Origin of the sequence: Mucilaginibacter sp. L3T2-6 (assembly GCF_030519355.1) — a bacterium.
Lineage (GTDB): Bacteria > Bacteroidota > Bacteroidia > Sphingobacteriales > Sphingobacteriaceae > Mucilaginibacter.
The window spans coordinates 130,737-148,057 of record NZ_JAUMKC010000014.1 but is presented as its reverse complement, the minus strand read 5'-3'; the positions used below and the strand labels follow the sequence as shown (position 1 = coordinate 148,057).

Below are 17,321 nucleotides of genomic sequence, written 5' to 3'. Positions count from 1 at the left end.
CGATTCCCCTTATATCTGCATACGCTATTTAGCACTTTTTTTTCCTATTACCACCAACTATTTTTGGCATCATTACCAAAAAAACAGGAAACTCAGCTTCAGCTGTGCCTTACTTTTGCTGCTGCCGCCTCGTCTAAAAACCATTGAATATTGCCAACAATTGGCTCGATTAACTGTGCAGGATATTCTTCAATATCTTCGTCGTCTTCCAATATATGATGAACGGCTTCGGCTTTACCTTCTCCGTAAACCAGGAACGCGATATTTTGCGCTTCGTTTATCAGCGGGGCATTCATGGTGATACGATAAACCTGCTGATCCTCCAGCCATACATCGCTTACACCCGGCAGCCTGTCGTGCAATACGGGCGTATGAGGGAACAGTGATGCTGTATGGGAGTTATCGCCCAGGCCGAGTAAAATTAAATCAAAGCTTTGCTCGTCTTCGTCAAAAAAGTCTTCAATTTCTTCCTGGTACTTTTTGGCGGCTTCCTTTGGCTCAAGGCTGGTGTCTACCGCAAAAATATGGCCTGGCTCAATCAGCAACGGTGCAAAAAGCGCATTCCGGGCCATCAGGTAATTGCTGTCCTTATGGTCCTGCGGAACATAGCGCTCATCGCCAAAAAAGAAATAAACCTTTTCCCAGTCCAGCTTATCGTGAAATTCTGTCGCCAGCAGTTCATATAATTTCTTTGGCGAACTGCCGCCAGATAAAGCCACTGAGAACTTTTTGTTCTTGGCAATGGCTTCGTTGCCTATAATTACAAAGTATTCGGCAAGCGCCTGCAATACTTGATCAGGTGTTTCAAAAACGTTGAGCATGTGTTAGCTATTAGTTGATTAGTTAATTAGAGATTAGTTAATCAGTGATGAGAGGTTAGTTATATCAGCCCTTAGCCGGATTTTCGACTAATCTCTAAATAACTAACCTCCAATCAACTAACTCATTTCTTCCCATTCACCGGAAGGGTAAACCAGTTAAATCCATCGCGGGCGATCAAAGCCTCGGCGGATTCTGGTCCCCATGAGTCGGCGGAATAATTCGGGAAATTCAGACTCTTTTTATTTTGCCAGGTGTTCAGTATCGGCATCACCAGTTCCCATGCCGCTTCAACCTGATCGCCACGCATAAACAGGGTTTGGTCGCCCAGCATCGTATCCAGTATCAGTGTTTCATAAGCTTCTGGCGCCGGTGTGGCATAAGTGCCTTTATAGTCGAATACCATATCGACGGCATTTAACACCATATCGATGCCCGGACGTTTAGCCTGTACCTGTAAGCGAATACTCATTTCTGGCTGTATGCTGATAATCAGCCTGTTTTGCTGCCAGCTTTCGGCGGCTTCGGTAGGGAATATCAGGTGAGGCACATCCTTAAACTGGATGGTTATTACTGATGACGACTGATGCATCCGTTTGCCGGTACGTACATAAAACGGAACGCCCTGCCAGCGCCAGTTATCTACAAAAAATTTAATGGCTGCAAATGTTTCTGTGTTTGATTCAGGGCTTACTTTTGGCTCATCGCGGTAGCCAGGCACTTCCTTGCCCTTCATCCAGCCGCTGCCGTATTGGCCTCTTACGGCCGAGTTGCGCACATCTTCCGGTGTAAACTTCCTCATTGCCCGTAATACGTCAACTTTACGGTCGCGTACTTCGTCGGCATTAAAGCTAACAGGCGGCTCCATGGCTATGTGGCAAAGCAACTGCAGCAGGTGGTTCTGTATCATATCTCGCATAGCCCCCGATCCGTCATAGTAATCGCCGCGCTCCTCCACTCCTAATTGTTCAGTAACAGATATTTGTACATGTTCGATGTAATTACGGTTCCAAAGCGGCTCCATGATGGAGTTGGCGAAGCGGAAGGCCATAATGTTCTGCACCGTTTCCTTACCCAGGTAATGGTCAATACGGTAAATCTGGCATTCGTCGAATATTCCGGCAAGTAGCTGGTTCAGTTCTTTTGCTGTTTCCAGGTCGTGTCCAAATGGCTTTTCGATAATAATGCGCACCCGGTCTTTATCTTCCGCCAGTTTGGCTTTCGAAATATTTGAGGCGATGATCGGGAAGAAATTTGGCGCTACAGCCAGGTAAAAAATCACGTTGGCTTTAGTTTTCCACTCCGCGTTGTGCTTATCGATACGCTTGCCAAATTCTTTGTAGGTTTCTGCATCGGTAGCGTCCGATACCTGGTAATGGATATTGGCTGCAAACTCGGCCCATTTTTTCTCGTCGGCCTTGCCGCTGCGCGAAAACTGGTTGATATCGCTGTGCAGGTTATTCCTGAACTGTTCGTCGTCAAGCTTGGTGCGGCCTGTGCCGATAATTGAGAACTGCTTTGGCAGCCAGCCGTCTAAAAACAGGTTGTAAAGTGCCGGGGCAATTTTCCGGGAGTTCAAGTCGCCGGTACCACCAAAAATGATGAATATGGTGGGTTCTGATTTTGTGCTCATTTTATTAAGGTTATAAGCATGAATATCTATACTAATTATTCTTCATTTTTTGTCCACTGCGTATGGAACACGCCCTCTTTGCCAATCAGCTCGTAAGTATGTGCCCCAAAGTAGTCACGCTGCGCCTGTGTCAGGTTCGACGGCATCCTTGCGCTGCGGAAGGTGTCGAAATAGCTCAGCGATGAAGCATACGCCGGTGTCGCAATACCTGCCGGGATGGTGGCGCCTAATACCTTGCGCGAGCCTTTTACAGCGTCACTAACCAGTGCTGATACACCTTCATCAAGCAGCAAATGTTCAAGTGCCGGATTTTTATGGTATGCATTGTAAATGTCATTCAGGAACTCAGAACGGATAATACACCCGCCGCGCCATATTTTGGCAATATCATCCAGGTGCAGGTCGTACTTATATTCAGCCGAGGCCAGCAGCAGCATGTGCATGCCCTGCGCATAGCTGATGATCATATTGAAATAGAATGCCTGCTCCAGGGCGGTCAAAAATTCATCTTTATTAACATTCAGGCTAATATCCTCTTTACTATAAATTTCAGATGCTTTTACACGCAGTGATTTATATTTCGATAAATCGCGCATGGAAACAGCGGTGTCAATGGTTGGGATCGGCGCCTGTAAGTCCATCGCAATCTGCGAGGTCCATTTACCAGTACCCTTGGCACGGGCTTCATCTTTAATGTCATCCAATAGAAGATGGTCTGAGCCGGGTGCCTTGTATTTAAAAATATCTTTGGTGATATCCAGCAGGAATGACTTTAAACGCCCGTCATTCCATTTTGCGAATATTTCACCGATTTCAGCATTCTGCAGCTTAAGGCCCTTTTTAAGTATCTCGTAGGTTTCGGCTATTAACTGCATTATCCCGTACTCTATACCATTATGCACCATCTTCACAAAGTGACCCGATGCTCCCGGACCGATATAAGTAACACATGGTGCACCGTCTACCTTAGCCGCAATAGCTTCAAAAATCGGCTTCATTACATTATAGGCATCCTTGTCGCCGCCCGGCATCATGCTCGGGCCGCGGCGCGCACCTTCTTCACCGCCTGATACACCCATGCCAAAGAAATGCAGGCCCTTAGCCTCCAGTTCTTCCACACGGCGATTGGTATCGGTAAAATGCGAGTTACCACCGTCAATCAGTATATCGCCTTTATCAAGCAGCGGGGTTAGTTCCTCAATCACGGCGTCCACAATCTTTCCCGCCGGAACCAGCATCATAATGGCACGCGGGGTGGTAAGACTTTGTATAAATTCCTTTACATCGGTAAAGCCTTTAACGTCTTTATCTTTCCCTTCTTCATTCAGCGATGCCACTTTGCCGGCGTCCTTATCATGCCCGGCAACGGCATATCCATGGTCGGCCATGTTCAGCAAAAGGCTGCGGCCCATTGTGCCCAGGCCTATCATGCCAAAAGCATATTTATTTGGTGTTGCGCTCATTTTAATTTGGGTTGATTTTCTTTTTTTAGGTCTTCCAATATTTTTTTTGTCGATTCAAAGCTGGTATGCTGATAAGCCCTCATGCCCAGTTTACCTGCTGCAAGGGCAAACATTTTACGGTCATCAAAATAAACACACTCCTGCGGTTGTGCCATTGCGATGCCCATAGCCAGTTTAAATATCGCCGGGTCAGGTTTTCGGATGCCCACCTCGCACGATGACACAAATGCGTCAAACACATCATGCAGCTTGAATTTTTTTACGCGGTAGTCGTTCAGTTCCTTTCCTTCGTTATTAATGGCGATAATCCTGAACCCGCTATCTTTTCTCCATTCTTTCAGCCAGGCGAGCATGTGCGGCAATTCCTGCGACTGCTCGTACATAAAGTTTTTAAAATCCTCGCGGGTAAAATCGCGCGGATGGTTAAAAACTACAGTATCAAGGTACTCATCCAGGTCCACGCCGTGCGCCTCGTAAACGTTAAAGATGAAAGTATGCAGTTCCTTTACTTCGGCATAATCAAGGCCAAACCTCCTGGCTGCTTCCTCGCGCGACTGATGCCCCCAGCCATTGGTAAGTAACACGCCCCCAATATCAAAGAACAGGAACTTAACTGACAATGTTTCCACGGGCTTAAGCTTTGTTTTTCTGGTCTTCGATAGCTTTCAGCAACTTTTCAAAAGGCTTGTTGAACTTCTCAATACCTTCATCTTCAAGCTGCTGTGTTAATTTGTCGATATCGATGCCCGCAGCTTTAAGCCTGTCAAGGGTTTCAGTTGCTTTATCAAGGCCTTGTTCCAGTGTATTTGCTGCAATACCATGGTCGCGGAACGCCTCGATGGTTTCCAGCGGAACAGTGTCAACGGTGTCGGGCCCGATCAGTGCCTCAACATATTTTGTGTCTTTAAAGTCCGGGTTTTTACTGCTGGTGCTGGCCCATAGCAAACGCTGCGGTTTTGCGCCCTGTGCAGCCAGTTTTTCCCAGCGGGGGCCGCTGAAAACGCGCTTATAAATTTCGTATGCTTTTTTAGCTGATGCGATAGCAACTTCGCCTTTCAGATCGCCAAGGCCTTTTTCGTCTAGCATCGGGTCCACCAATACATCTATGCGGCTCAGGAAGAAGCTGGCTACAGATGATATATGACCAATTTTATGACCTGCCGCTAAATGATCTTCGAGCCCTGATATATAGGCTTCAGTTACTTCCTCGTAGCGCGGCAAACCAAACAGCAAAGTAACATTGATATTGATACCTTTTGCGATAGACTCGCGGATTGCCTGCAAGCCCGGTTTGGTACCAGGGATTTTTATCATTACGTTTTTACGATCGACTTTTTTCCAGAGTTCCTCTGCCTGTCTGGCAGTACCTTCGGCATCAAGCGCCAAAAACGGCGAAACTTCTAAACTCACATAGCCATCGGCGCCGACTACCCCGTCGTTATAAACACCGTCAAAAAGGTCGCAGGCATTCTGTATATCCTTAACTGCTAAACCAAAAAATATGTCTTCGGTGGTTTTAGCGTCTTTTGAAAGCGTAGCGATGTCTTCGTCATACTGGTCGCTGCTGCTGATGGCCTTTTCAAAGATAGCAGGGTTAGAAGTTACTCCACGAACGCCATCGTCATCAATCAGGCTTTTCAGTCTCCCATCGGCAATAAATGCGCGATCGATAAAATCAAGCCAGATGCTTTGGCCGAAGCTGTGTATTTGCTTTACTTTATTTGTTTCCATTAGTATTGTATTTTAGTGAGTCATTTATTCATGAACCCGGTAGTAATGGTCAATAAGCATACCAGTTACTGTCAGGGTATAGTAGTATTTTATACAGAATTTATCGTAGCAATTATTTAAAGCCTGCATGTTCAAAACCTGTCCTGGTGACACAGGGGGCGTTGCTCTGCGCTGACGGATGTATCCCTTACAGGGAAAGAAACACCAGGCAGAACCTGGTTTTAATACCCCCCAGGGTTACATCTGTCAGAGATGGCCAACGCCCATCATCTACGCCACCATTATTTCCACGTTGTAGTTGATAAACAAGCCGCTTTCAATTACCCCGGTTATCGATTTTATTCGCAATTCCGTATCTGCCGGGATATCGTCGAACCAGGCATCTAATATCACATTGCCCGCTTCCGTGATTACCGGGCCATCTTTGCCTTTTGCAGGCCTCAGTATCAGTTCCCTCACCCCAAGCTTTTGCAATTCCTTTTCGGCATGCAATAATGCCTGCGGAAATACTTCGATCGGTACCGGGAACTTGCTGCCCAGCTTATCCACCAGCTTAGAGTCGTCGACTATAATAAAATTTACCGGGCTGCTGCTGATAAGCAGTTTCTCTTTAAACATGGCGCCGCCGCGGCCTTTAATCAAACTGCGGTTTGGATCAACCTCATCAGCTCCATCGAACAGCCAGTCCGGCCGGTGCTCGTAAAGGCTCGTCATGGGTATGCCAAGGTTGGTCAATGCCATGCTGATCTCCACCGAAGTAGGGATAGCTTTTACGTTCAAGCCTTCCTCTTTTACACGCCTGGCAATGGCAAACAGAGCCATAAAAACCGTTGAGCCGGAGCCTACTCCCAACACATCGCCATCCTTCACCTTTTCGGCAATTTTGGCCGCAACCTTTTCCTTACCTTCTTTATTAATGATGGTATCAGACCAGTGCAGGTTGTTGATGAGGTTACTGTTCCAGTTCATGTAAGGTGATTAGAGATTAGTTGATCAGCGATATTAGTTAATTAGAGACCAGGGAATGCCTGAGCTCTAATCTCCGGTCACCAACTGCTATTTTAACAGCGCTTTCGCCTTTGCTACTACATTATCAACCGTAAAGCCAAAATGCTTATACAGGTCTTCTGCCGGGGCCGATTCGCCAAATGTGGTCATGCCCAGCATGTCCCCTTCGTCTGTTGTATATTTATGCCAGCCCATTGGCGATGCCATTTCTACAGCCAAACGCTTCTTGTTTGCCTTCGGCAGTACCTTTTCTTTGTAGGCTGCATCCTGTTTTTCAAACAGCTCCCAGCTTGGCATACTTACCACGCGGGTTGATATGCCTTCGGCCTCCAGCTTTTCCTGCGCCTGCATAATTAATGAGACTTCCGAACCGGTTGCCATAAGGATCAGATCAGGTCCCTTGCTGCCTTCCGAAAGGATGTAAGCGCCTTTTTCAACATTTTCAGCCTTTGCATACTTATCCTGATCGATGATAGGCAGTCCCTGGCGGGTAAATATTAATGCAACCGGACCGCCTTTATGTTCAATGGCCACGCGCCATGCGTGTACCGATTCGTTTGCATCAGCCGGACGAATCACAAGCAGGTTAGGTATCGACCGTAACGAGGCCAGTTGCTCGATGGGCTGGTGCGTTGTGCCGTCTTCGCCGAGGCCGATACTGTCGTGGGTATAAACAAAAATCGGTTTTATTTTCATGATGGCCGCCAAACGGATAGGCGGGCGCTGGTATTCGGAGAACATCAGGAAGGTCGCGCCAAAAGGAATAACGCCTTTGGTTAAGGCCATACCGTTAAGTGCTGAACCCATGGCATGCTCGCGGATACCGAAATGGAAATTGCGGCCGGCCCTGTTCTCTGAAGTAAACGAATCAAATTCTTTTAAATTGGTTTCGGTAGATGGGGCCAGGTCTGCCGCGCCGCCGATCAGGCTTGGCAGTTTGGCAGCAATGGCATTCAGGGCCTTGCCCGACGCCACACGCGTTGCCACCTTTGGGTCAGATGCCTTAAATACAGGCAGAGCGTCTTTCCAGCCTTCGGGCAAGCCGCCGTTGCTTAGCAGCTCATACTCAGCGGCCAGCTCAGGGTATTTGGCCTTATAGTCTGCAAACAATTTATTCCATTTTTCTTCTTTGGCGGCGCCTTTTTCACCGGATTTATGATAAAAGTCCAGCACTTCGTCAGGCACTACGAACGATTTATCAGGATCAAACCCGAAGAACTCTTTTACCAGCTTTACCTCATCAGGACCAAGGGGGGAACCGTGTGAGCCCGCGGTGCCTGACTTATTAGGGCTGCCATAGGCAATCAGCGAGCGAACGTTGATCAATGACGGCTTTTGAGTCTCAGCTTTTGCATTCACCAGCGCCAATTCCAGTGCATGTATATCATTCACGTCCGGTAGGTCCTGTACATGCCAGCCATAAGCCCTGAAGCGTGCGCTTACATCTTCATTAAAAGCAATATCGGTACTACCCTCTATCGAAATATGGTTATTGTCATATAAAAAGATGAGGTTACCCAATTCTAAATGGCCTGCAATTGACGCGGCTTCGGAGGTTACGCCCTCCATCATATCGCCATCGCTGCAGATTACATATATCTTATAATCAAAAAGATTGAAGCCAGGCTTGTTGTAGCGTGCAGCCAAATGTTTCTGGCCGATTGCAAAACCGATCGCGTTAGCAAAACCCTGTCCCAGCGGGCCGGTGGTAACTTCGACACCAGGGCATAGGCCATACTCCGGGTGCCCGGCAGTTTTGCTGTTCATCTGGCGGAAGTTTTTAATATCGTCCAGTGTCAGATCGTAACCGGTGAGGTACAGGTAAGCATATTGCAACATACAAGCGTGGCCGGCCGACAAAATAAACCGGTCGCGGTTGGCCCATTCAGGATTTTTAGCGTTGTAAGTCATTGCCTTTGTCCAAAGCACATGCGCCATTGGCGCCAGTGCCATTGGTGTACCAGGGTGGCCTGAATTTGCCTTCTGAACTGCATCGGCAGCTAATATTCTCGCGGTATTTATTCCAAGGGTTTCTATATCCTGATTATTTGCGCTCATAGTAGTGTAGTTTATTTCTTTTTAATTTTTACAGTTTCAATTGTTGCCGGTGCGCTGTCCTGTTTCCAAAGCCGCGCACCGCCTTTTATGCCATCAGCGTTCGATACGATCTTCATGTTTTCATCAAGCTTGAAATTAAGCTTATCTGAGTTGCCGCCGCCGATATACAAAAAGTCGTAGTTAAAAACAGTCTTAAGGGTAGCAAATACCTTTTGCATGCGCTTGTTCCATTTTTTATCGCCTTCCTTTTCGCGGGCAATATCGCCGATATATTTATCGTATGATTTTGTTTTGCCAACCGGCTGGTGGGCAAATTCAAGATGAGGCAGCAGGTTGCCGTCAAGCAGCAATGCCGTACCGAAGCCGGTGCCCAGTGTAATTACTAACTCAAGTCCCTTACCATCAACCACGCCCAGCCCCTGCATGTCCGCATCATTAACCACTCGGCAATCGTTACCTAATTCCTCCTTCAGCTTGTTAGCCAGGTCAAAATCTTTCCAAAGCTCATTGCTTAAATTAGGGGCGGTTTTAATTACACCGTTTTTCACGTAGCCCGGAAAGCCTACTGAAATCCTGTTGAATTCGGGAAAATCCTTTACCAGCGTTTTGATGGAGCTGATCACATTTTCAGGACTGGCAGGAACAGGCGTAGGTACTTTTTCATACTTCCGTTGCAATTCGCCCTGCTCGTTTAAAATCGTTGCTTTAATGTGTGAGCCTCCGATATCAATGGAGAGTACTTTCAGTTGCTGCGGGGTTGATTTCATTAAATTGGTCGGCAGAAAGTGTACGAATAATTGAATAATGATTTTTGCGCTGTAAATATCAATATTTATCTGATATATAGTATGAATAATTGCGCACAAATATCGATGTCAAAGTAACAACATACGCCTTAGGCCATTGTTTTCCTTATGTCATGCTTTTGGGGTTTTGACAGTGTGCTGGCAAATGAGCGCGCATATTTAGGATTTGTGGATTAAAACGGGGGAGAGATAAAAGGGGGAAAGCTGAAAGGCTTTAAGTGCCGCTATTTAGAAGAAACAGAAGCAGCGAATGCGGATATATGACTGTTATCATTACCTCAGTCTTTAGTTTTCGCCACTACAATTATCAGCCAGACGATAGCGATAATCTGAACCATGATCATGCTGCCGGTAACTAATTGACCGCCGGGCCAGTGCAATACCTTAAGCATAAGCCCGAGCATCATGCCGGCGAAACTTAATACAAATAAAATAATCGGCTGCCTTGGATTGGAGAACATGCTTATTATTTAGCTCTTTTTTGCTTGATATTCCTTATAACCGACGGTATTTTGTACAGTCCGTAACCTACAGCCGCCCCGAATAGCATGCTGGTCCAGGTTTCCGTTTTCGGGTCGTAGTTAAAAACTGTTATGGTTAGCAATATGATTGCGGCGACGCCTATCAGGATATAAAAGAAAATTTTCATTAAGACTGCATTTAATCCAATTATGTTGCGAAATTAAGTTAAAAAGTTTGCGAAAGATGGGAAATTGCTAGGCGATAAATAAATCGCTTCTAAACTTATGCGCCCTTTTTTATAACGATGGTCAGAAACCTTGTATGTTCGAAACATTTAGCTTCACGACGGGCGATGTCCATCGCTGATGGTGGTGCCCCCTTCAGGTCTTCTGTAAATCGCCCATATATAAAGAGGATATTCTCGCACCGACAGGGCACAATCCGTCAGCGAAGGGTATCGCCTGCGCAATGTGGACAGGTTTCCGATTTCTGAAACCCGGTATCACACCCCGCTATTCCTTTTATTTACCTCTTTAGTCATTTTCACCGTGAGTAACGTAAGCAGCAGTAATGCGCCTATTATCACCATCCAGATTATAACAGTGTAGTCATGTGCGTTTGCCTTAATCCCAGGTTTAGCCAACAGTTCATTTTGTTCAACCTTGCCGCCTGATATCTCCGGCAACTGTGCGTGGATGCTGTCGGTGAAAAACTTCAGGTCGTAAACCGGGGTGGCGGCTGATGCATCGCCGGTAAGCAATTTGTACGATTTTCCTGCCTGCAGGTAGGCAGCAATAGGATTATCTGCCTGCGATAGCTTGATACCGGCCACATGCAGGGGTGGGTTATCGCCGTTATCTATTTCAAGCTCTAATTTATTGGTCTTGGCATCCATAAATATCGTCCCGTTTTTTCCCGACATTACATCTGTAGCCGTCACCTGTTCCCGCCCCATTTTGTTCCAGGCATAAACGGTAACATTGCGTTTATAAAATTTAGGGTTGTCGATATCGAGCATTATTGTATTTACCAGGTAATTATCGGCAAGGCTTATAATAATATGAGTCGTTTTGCCGCTATCCGCCTTATCTAATTTTAGAATCGGTATGTCGCTATAGCTGTTTACAACCGAACGTTTAGCATATACCCCGGCCATCAAAAAGCTAAGGGGGGCTTTATGCTTATCATTAATCAGCACCTTAAAATATTTATAGTTGCTTGCCGGGAATGCCAGGTACTGCGTATAGCTGCCACCATTATCCTGTGTTGATGACTGTAGCGGAATATCTTCATCAACAGCGAACCATTGCTCCTGGTCGTCGCTGCCATACAGGTTTACGGTACGTTTTACTGCGGTGTTCCTGAGCTTGAGCCACAGCTTGTTAATGGGTTGCTCGGTAACGTTCTCTAAAGTGTAAGAAATACCGGTATCGGGTTTCTGCTTCAATTCAGGAAAAGTAACAAACACTTCGCTGTCTATACGCGGCAAATTGTCTGAGGTCATATAAGGCACAAAGTTCCCTTTGTTATCGATGATACGGATGTCAGTAAAGCCGGCGTCACTTTTTGCTAAGAAGGCCGGCGATAACTTTATCTTATAAAAACCGGTAGACTTAACACTATCCAGCTTAGCCTGGTATTTGAAAGTTTTTTGTGCCGATGCGCATAACATCGCCATAAAACATACCGCAAATAACAATCCTCGCTTATTCATCTTTCTTAGATGCTGTTTCATCCTCAACTAATATTTTTTTGACTTTTTGATACATAAACGAAATTATCAGCAGCAGCACGCCCAGACAGAAAAAGGCTGCAATTTTCCCCGCAATCGGTATATCTACAATATCGAACAAAAATAGCTTGAGCAGCGTAACTGAAAAAAGCGTGAGCGAAATAATACGCAGGGTTTTATATTTTAAACGCATACCTACCCACATAAATGCAAACGACAGCAGTCCCCACAAAACCGGCAGTGCAGTTTTTATGTAGACGGTTTGTATTTTTTCGATATTGTTTGATTTTGAATAAAACAACAGCTCGCTCAGTAAGCAAAACTCAATACTCAGGAATATCATTATGCCCACAGCTATTACACACGAAATAAGGGGCTTTGCGCTTTCTTCCAGCTTTTCCTGGCATGCGCTGATAAAATTATATATCAGCATACCGATAACTACCGCGCTTAGCCAGTGCACGATAAAGTGAGATACGTTAGGTGTATTGGCGACAAGCATTTGCCTCAGCACGTCGAACCATATGCCGTTGCAGCAGAGGTAAATAGCAATAGTGATGGCCGTGAGGATAATCCCGGCGGAGCCATTGTATTTGATATTGTTTAACCTGGCAGATATGGCATTTAACAAACACACAAATACCGAAACATACAGCGATAAGTACACCATATTAAGGCTGGCAGACGGGTAATAATGTGATACCTGATGATTAAGTTCAAGCAAGCCGCTGATGAACAATAGTACTAATGCGGTTATGCGATAAACCCGGCTGCTGATAATAATTCCATATATGCCGGCATCATTATCCCGCATCACCAAAATATACATCAGGTACGAGCTTACGGCGGCAATAATAGTAGTGATAAAGCCCTTGTTAGCGATGATAGTAAGCGGAATGCTTGTATCCGAATAGATTTGGAATAAATCCATCACAAGGCTAACCAGCATGGCAAACCATAAAACAACCGAGGTAAGCTTCATCAGTTTAATACCCGATTTTTGATACAACCAGTAAAGAAGTACCGTCTCCGAAGCCCAGAACAGCGTAATATAATTACCGTGCAGCTGTATTGGCGCCGTAAGCGAGATAAAGGTGAGTGTTATGCCAATCAGCAGGTAAAGAACGTTCGGGTCTACTTTACGGTTACGGAATAACACGTACGACAGCACGAGGTTAATCACTGCCAAACTCGCACTGAACAGACCGCGGTATTGCGGCAGGCCCATTTCGGTAAGCAGGTACAGTCCGGTTGCAAAGTAAAGCGCCGTATTAACCAGCAAGATAGTAAAATCAGCAGCAAGGAAGCGCTTATTTTCGCGAATGTTGTTAATAATATTGATAACAAAAAACAGCAGGTAAAAGATGGTGGCAAATCTTAAGCCTATAACATAGGTGCTAGTATTGAGCGCGTACAATACCGTTGCAAATACCAATACAGATAACCCGAACGATGTAATATTAAGAATGCGCCATGCTTTATATAAGGCAATTATCAGCAAGCCGGCATTCAGCACCAGCAGATATATAAACAGGCCGTTATAATTGTTGCTGCCATTACTCACCATAAATGGACTCCCAAAACCGCCTACCAAAGCTATTATGGCCAGTTCCTGCTTGTCATAAAGCAAGGCAAGAACTACCGCAAAAACGGTGATAACGATAAGGATAGCCAGGGCAACAATCTGTGTAAACAGGTGGAAGTCCTGGAAGGCAAGGGTGATGGTAAAATAAAACACCGCCAAACCGCCGCCAACCAGCACCGAGCTAAATGCCCTGTAGCTATTTCGCAAACGGTGTGCAAAACCGATTAATATACCACCGCATACAATGCCAATGCCCACGCGGCCTACCGAACCTATCCAATTGTTATCGATAGCGTACTTTACAAAAAAGCCAATGGCCAGCACCAGTATAGCGATACCAATTTTGTTGACCAGGTTTTCGCCGATAAATTTTTCAAGGTCGGGGTAGCGCTCAAAAAAAGAGGGTGCCTTTTTAACTATCTGCGGTGCAGGAGGAGGAACAAGCACTCGCTTACGAATAGACGACAGGCTATCCGAAATTACTTCCGGCTGCCTTTCGACAACAGGCTGGGGTTTTATTTCTACCGGAGGTGTTGGCAGCGCTACTGGTACGGGTTTCGGCGGCTCGGGAGGCTTTACCGGCTCGGGCTGCCTCACAGCAACCGTAGGCTGCTCAGGCTGCTTTTTCTCAGCCATTTTATTCTCGTGCTGCGTTTTGGCTAAAAGGTTCTGTATTTCAATAAGTTTGTATTCCAGCACTTCAAGTTTTTCCCTGAGGGCGGAACGGTGACTTACAATTACAATCAGTATTACTATCAGTAATATCGCATTTAAAACATCCATTAGTGTCAGGTTGGTGAAATAAAGATAGACTTTTTGGTTAGAAAAAAACTTTTGGAGCCTACTGGCCCGTTTCATCCAGGGTAACACCCTGCGTTAATAAACATAACAAAACACCAAGACAGTAAAGGATGATTTATATATTTAAACCTGATTACTTTAGGAATATAAACCAAAGCCATGAGATCAATTTTAGCAACTTTATTTGTTGCCGGCAGTCTGTTGCTGGTCCGTCCCTGTAATGCGCAGGTTAATGCTGCGGATGAAACTATCCTTACCAAACCCTGGAACGCTTACTGGATAGCCGCTAAAAATGAAACCGGCCGGGATTATGGCATTTTTTATTTCAGGAAAAGTATCAACCTGGCTGGCAAACCGGCGTCTTTCATCGTAAACGTCTCGGCGGATAACCGCTACAAATTATATGTTAATGGTACGCTGGTTTCATTAGGGCCTGCCCGCGGCGATACTTATTACTGGAACTATGAAAAGGCGGACCTTGCACCGTACCTTAAACAAGGAAAAAATACCGTGTCGGCCATTGTGTGGAACGAGGCTGAATACCGGCCCGAGGCGCAAATATCGTTGCGCACCGCATTTATTTTGCAAGGTAAAACTGCTGCCGAAGAGATATTAAATACCAACAATAGCTGGAAGTGCATCCGCGATAAAGCCTATCAGCCCATTAGCGGCAGTATTGGTTATGGCGCATATTATGTGGCAGGACCCGGAGAGCTGATCGATGAAAGCAAGACGGTAAAGAATGCCATGTCGCCGGATCTGGACGACAGCAACTGGCCAACCGCGGGGCAAATGGAGCATGGCAAGCCCAAGGGTATGGCCGATGCCTTCGGCTGGATGCTGGTGCCCTCAGTAATACCACAGATGGACAGGGTTTATCAACGGATACCCTCATTGCGAAAAGCTGACGGGGTTACCGTTCCGGCTTCATTCCCCGCGACAAAAACTCAGTTGACCATACCTGCCAATACCCCTGCCACTTTGCTGCTCGACCAAACTTACCTCACCAATGCGTATGTTACGCTTAACTTCAGTAAGGGAAAAGATGCGGGCATATCGCTTTGTTATAACGAGGCGCTTTTTGATAACCTGAAAAAATACGGTTCGCGCAAGGGCAACAGGAACGATGTGGATGGCAAGGATTTTGCCGGCCGCAAGGACAGCCTGATAAGCGATGGAAGCGACGGACAGGTATTCAACTCTCTGTATTGGCGCACATATCGCTATATCCGCCTGATTGTGCACACCAAAGATGAACCGCTGGTTATTGACGACATTTACGGCACGTCAACCGGCTATCCATTCCGGCTGAATGCAAAATTAACTACCGACAATCCCGAAATGCAGCAGATACTTGATATTGGCTGGCGTACTGCGCGCATGGATGCCATTGAGACCTATATGGATTGCCCGTATTACGAACAATTACAATATATTGGTGATGGACGCATACAAATGATGATATCGTACTACAACAGCGGCGACGACAGGCTGGCCCGTAATGCCATCAACCTGATGGATCATTCGCGGATTGCCGAAGGGTTGACCCTGAGCCGGCACCCGTCATACAGTCCGCAGATCATTTCGACATTTTCCCTGTGGTACATTGGTGTATTGCATGATTTTTGGATGTACCGCCCCGACAGCAATTTTGTAAAAGAAAAGCTGGCCGGCGAACGCACCGTGCTCGATTTCTTCAGCAGATACCAGCAGGCAGATGGTTCATTGAAAAATACGCCATACTGGACATTTGTCGACTGGTCCGGCGGCTGGGATTATGGCATGCCGCCGAAGGGGAGCAAAGGCGGTTCATCCATACTGGATATGCAACTGCTGATGGCCTATCAGCAGGCGGCCGAAATGGAAGCAAAATTGGGAATGCCGTCCTACGCGGCTTTATATAAAGCAAAGGCCGCACAATTAAAAAAGACTATCCAGGCAAGATACTGGGACGCAGCAAGAGGCTTATACGGTGACACTGAAGACAAGGACAAGTTTTCGCAGCATGCCAATTCGATGGCTATTTTAACCGGTGTGATGACCGAGGCCGGCGCGCCGGCCCTGTGCCGCAAAATTTTAAGCGACACTACGCTAACTCAATGTACCATCTACTTTAAATATTATATGCACCTGGCGCTGGTACGAGGCGGTCTGGGTAATGATTATATGAAGTGGCTGGATGTTTGGCGCAACAACATCAAAATGGGCCTTACTACCTGGGCCGAAATATCCGATCTGCCCAACAGCCGCTCTGATTGCCATGCGTGGGGGGCCAGCCCGAACATTGAATTTTTCAGAACGGTGCTGGGTATCGACAGTCGTGCGCCGGGCTTTGCCAAAGTAAAAATTGAGCCGCATCTGGGAGATATAAAAACAGCCAGCGGCGAGATCCCGCATCCGAATGGCAAATTATCGGTTGCTTACAAAACGAATGGCAGCAAGTGGAATATAAGTATTATGCTTCCTGCTAAAACAAGCGGAACATTTGTTTGGAAGGGTAAAACTTATTTATTAAAAGCAGGGGATAATAGTTTCCGGATATAGTTACCCGGGCCTAACGAAGTTTCAAAAGCTTCGTTAGGCTGAATTTTAACCCTTAAAAGGTAATATTGCAGTCTATTACGCGGGATTTAAGCACGCCGGTTTCCTCATAAGTCTGCTCATAGAATCCCGAAGCATTTAGCGTAAGCAAGGTTACATTTTTATTTTCCGGGTCGATCATAAAATATTCTTTAACACCAGCCTTTTCATATAGCGCGCGTTTGCGTTTGGTATCGTGGCTCTTATTTTGCGAAAGAATTTCAATCGCAATATCCGGAGCTCCATAAAGGCCATCTTTTTCTACTTTGTTCAGAGTCTCGTTTAACAAAACAATAAGATCCGGCTGCACCGCCGAAACGTAATTTTCAAAATATACATCGAACGGCGATAAAACGGCTTTCGCTATATTTTTTCCTTTCAGAAAATCATATAAAAGTCCGTGAAGGTCGGAAAGTAAAAACTGGTGTTGTGATGAAGGAGATGGCGACATAATTAATTCGTTAAAAATCACTTCACAACGTGTTCCCTCCGGCAACATGCGGTAAATATCAAGCGCTGTTTCCGGCACCTCCGGTATATGCTTTGTATATTTATGTCCGGTGTTCATAATTTTTAACCTCTATCACAAATATAACTTATTCAATTTGGAAATTGTTGTACACAATTTAACTTAATCAACCTG

General features: G+C 45.9%; 14 protein-coding genes. 1 reads left to right on the top strand and 13 read right to left on the bottom strand.

Translation table 11 applies throughout. From position 1 onward, the window contains the following. Nucleotides 1-98: 98 nt before the first annotated feature. The 12 genes from pgl to Q3W13_RS16250 form a co-directional block, all read right to left on the bottom strand. Nucleotides 99-821 (bottom strand): 6-phosphogluconolactonase, encoded by a 723-nt coding sequence (pgl, locus tag Q3W13_RS16305; protein WP_302865516.1) that lies wholly within the window; start codon nucleotides 819-821, stop codon nucleotides 99-101. Between the two features lie 122 nt (nucleotides 822-943). Beyond that, the gene (zwf, locus tag Q3W13_RS16300) at nucleotides 944-2,452 is read right to left on the bottom strand and encodes a glucose-6-phosphate dehydrogenase (protein WP_302865515.1); all 1,509 of its coding nucleotides are present in this window, start codon (nucleotides 2,450-2,452) and stop codon (nucleotides 944-946) included. A gap of 35 nt (nucleotides 2,453-2,487) precedes the next feature. Continuing rightward, complete coding sequence (gene gndA / locus Q3W13_RS16295) at nucleotides 2,488-3,915, bottom strand: NADP-dependent phosphogluconate dehydrogenase (RefSeq protein WP_302865513.1); 1,428 nt, start codon at nucleotides 3,913-3,915, stop codon at nucleotides 2,488-2,490. Then, nucleotides 3,912-4,544, bottom strand: a complete 633-nt coding sequence (locus Q3W13_RS16290) for an HAD family hydrolase (RefSeq protein ID WP_302865511.1) — start codon at nucleotides 4,542-4,544, stop codon at nucleotides 3,912-3,914. The genes gndA and Q3W13_RS16290 overlap by 4 nt, the downstream gene beginning before the upstream one ends. 4 nt (nucleotides 4,545-4,548) lie before the next feature. Beyond that, entirely contained in the window at nucleotides 4,549-5,646 is a 1,098-nt protein-coding gene (gene tal, locus Q3W13_RS16285; RefSeq protein ID WP_302865509.1) for a transaldolase, read from the bottom strand. A gap of 270 nt (nucleotides 5,647-5,916) precedes the next feature. Then, the gene (rpiA, locus tag Q3W13_RS16280) at nucleotides 5,917-6,615 is read right to left on the bottom strand and encodes a ribose 5-phosphate isomerase A (RefSeq protein ID WP_302865507.1); all 699 of its coding nucleotides are present in this window, start codon (nucleotides 6,613-6,615) and stop codon (nucleotides 5,917-5,919) included. An 87-nt stretch (nucleotides 6,616-6,702) separates the two neighbouring features. Beyond that, on the bottom strand, nucleotides 6,703-8,712 hold the full coding sequence (gene tkt, locus Q3W13_RS16275; protein ID WP_302865506.1) for a transketolase: 2,010 nt from the start codon (nucleotides 8,710-8,712) through the stop codon (nucleotides 6,703-6,705). 11 nt (nucleotides 8,713-8,723) lie between these two features. Next, on the bottom strand, nucleotides 8,724-9,479 hold the full coding sequence (locus Q3W13_RS16270; RefSeq protein ID WP_302865504.1) for an ROK family protein: 756 nt from the start codon (nucleotides 9,477-9,479) through the stop codon (nucleotides 8,724-8,726). 317 nt (nucleotides 9,480-9,796) lie between these two features. Then, nucleotides 9,797-9,925, bottom strand: a complete 129-nt coding sequence (locus Q3W13_RS16265; protein WP_302865503.1) for a hypothetical protein — start codon at nucleotides 9,923-9,925, stop codon at nucleotides 9,797-9,799. A 59-nt stretch (nucleotides 9,926-9,984) separates the two neighbouring features. Beyond that, the gene (locus Q3W13_RS16260; protein WP_302865501.1) at nucleotides 9,985-10,167 is read right to left on the bottom strand and encodes a hypothetical protein; all 183 of its coding nucleotides are present in this window, start codon (nucleotides 10,165-10,167) and stop codon (nucleotides 9,985-9,987) included. A 315-nt stretch (nucleotides 10,168-10,482) separates the two neighbouring features. Next, on the bottom strand, nucleotides 10,483-11,715 hold the full coding sequence (locus Q3W13_RS16255) for a hypothetical protein (protein WP_302865499.1): 1,233 nt from the start codon (nucleotides 11,713-11,715) through the stop codon (nucleotides 10,483-10,485). After that, nucleotides 11,687-14,080, bottom strand: coding sequence for a DUF2339 domain-containing protein (locus tag Q3W13_RS16250; RefSeq protein ID WP_302865497.1), 2,394 nt, complete (start codon nucleotides 14,078-14,080; stop codon nucleotides 11,687-11,689). The genes Q3W13_RS16255 and Q3W13_RS16250 overlap by 29 nt, the downstream gene beginning before the upstream one ends. 177 nt (nucleotides 14,081-14,257) lie before the next feature. Here Q3W13_RS16250 and Q3W13_RS16245 point away from each other — a divergent pair, with 177 nt between their 5' ends. Further along, entirely contained in the window at nucleotides 14,258-16,642 is a 2,385-nt protein-coding gene (locus tag Q3W13_RS16245) for an alpha-L-rhamnosidase C-terminal domain-containing protein (protein WP_302865495.1), read from the top strand. 52 nt (nucleotides 16,643-16,694) lie between these two features. On the opposite strand, the gene Q3W13_RS16240 is transcribed toward Q3W13_RS16245, so the two are convergent. After that, nucleotides 16,695-17,246, bottom strand: coding sequence for a Uma2 family endonuclease (locus Q3W13_RS16240; protein WP_302865494.1), 552 nt, complete (start codon nucleotides 17,244-17,246; stop codon nucleotides 16,695-16,697). Nucleotides 17,247-17,321: the final 75 nt, after the last annotated feature.

What these genes read in the sequence shown, in the direction of transcription:
- Q3W13_RS16245 (WP_302865495.1), top strand. Translation starts at nt 14,258, where the DNA reads ATGAGATCAATTTTAGCAACTTTATTTGTTGCCGGCAGTCTGTTGCTG.
- Q3W13_RS16240 (WP_302865494.1), bottom strand. Translation starts at nt 17,246, where the DNA reads ATGAACACCGGACATAAATATACAAAGCATATACCGGAGGTGCCGGAA.
- Q3W13_RS16260 (WP_302865501.1), bottom strand. Translation starts at nt 10,167, where the DNA reads ATGAAAATTTTCTTTTATATCCTGATAGGCGTCGCCGCAATCATATTG.
- Q3W13_RS16255 (WP_302865499.1), bottom strand. Translation starts at nt 11,715, where the DNA reads ATGAAACAGCATCTAAGAAAGATGAATAAGCGAGGATTGTTATTTGCG.
- Q3W13_RS16250 (WP_302865497.1), bottom strand. Translation starts at nt 14,080, where the DNA reads ATGGATGTTTTAAATGCGATATTACTGATAGTAATACTGATTGTAATT.
- Q3W13_RS16265 (WP_302865503.1), bottom strand. Translation starts at nt 9,925, where the DNA reads ATGATGCTCGGGCTTATGCTTAAGGTATTGCACTGGCCCGGCGGTCAA.
- tkt (WP_302865506.1), bottom strand. Translation starts at nt 8,712, where the DNA reads ATGAGCGCAAATAATCAGGATATAGAAACCCTTGGAATAAATACCGCG.
- tal (WP_302865509.1), bottom strand. Translation starts at nt 5,646, where the DNA reads ATGGAAACAAATAAAGTAAAGCAAATACACAGCTTCGGCCAAAGCATC.
- gndA (WP_302865513.1), bottom strand. Translation starts at nt 3,915, where the DNA reads ATGAGCGCAACACCAAATAAATATGCTTTTGGCATGATAGGCCTGGGC.
- Q3W13_RS16270 (WP_302865504.1), bottom strand. Translation starts at nt 9,479, where the DNA reads ATGAAATCAACCCCGCAGCAACTGAAAGTACTCTCCATTGATATCGGA.
- zwf (WP_302865515.1), bottom strand. Translation starts at nt 2,452, where the DNA reads ATGAGCACAAAATCAGAACCCACCATATTCATCATTTTTGGTGGTACC.
- pgl (WP_302865516.1), bottom strand. Translation starts at nt 821, where the DNA reads ATGCTCAACGTTTTTGAAACACCTGATCAAGTATTGCAGGCGCTTGCC.
- rpiA (WP_302865507.1), bottom strand. Translation starts at nt 6,615, where the DNA reads ATGAACTGGAACAGTAACCTCATCAACAACCTGCACTGGTCTGATACC.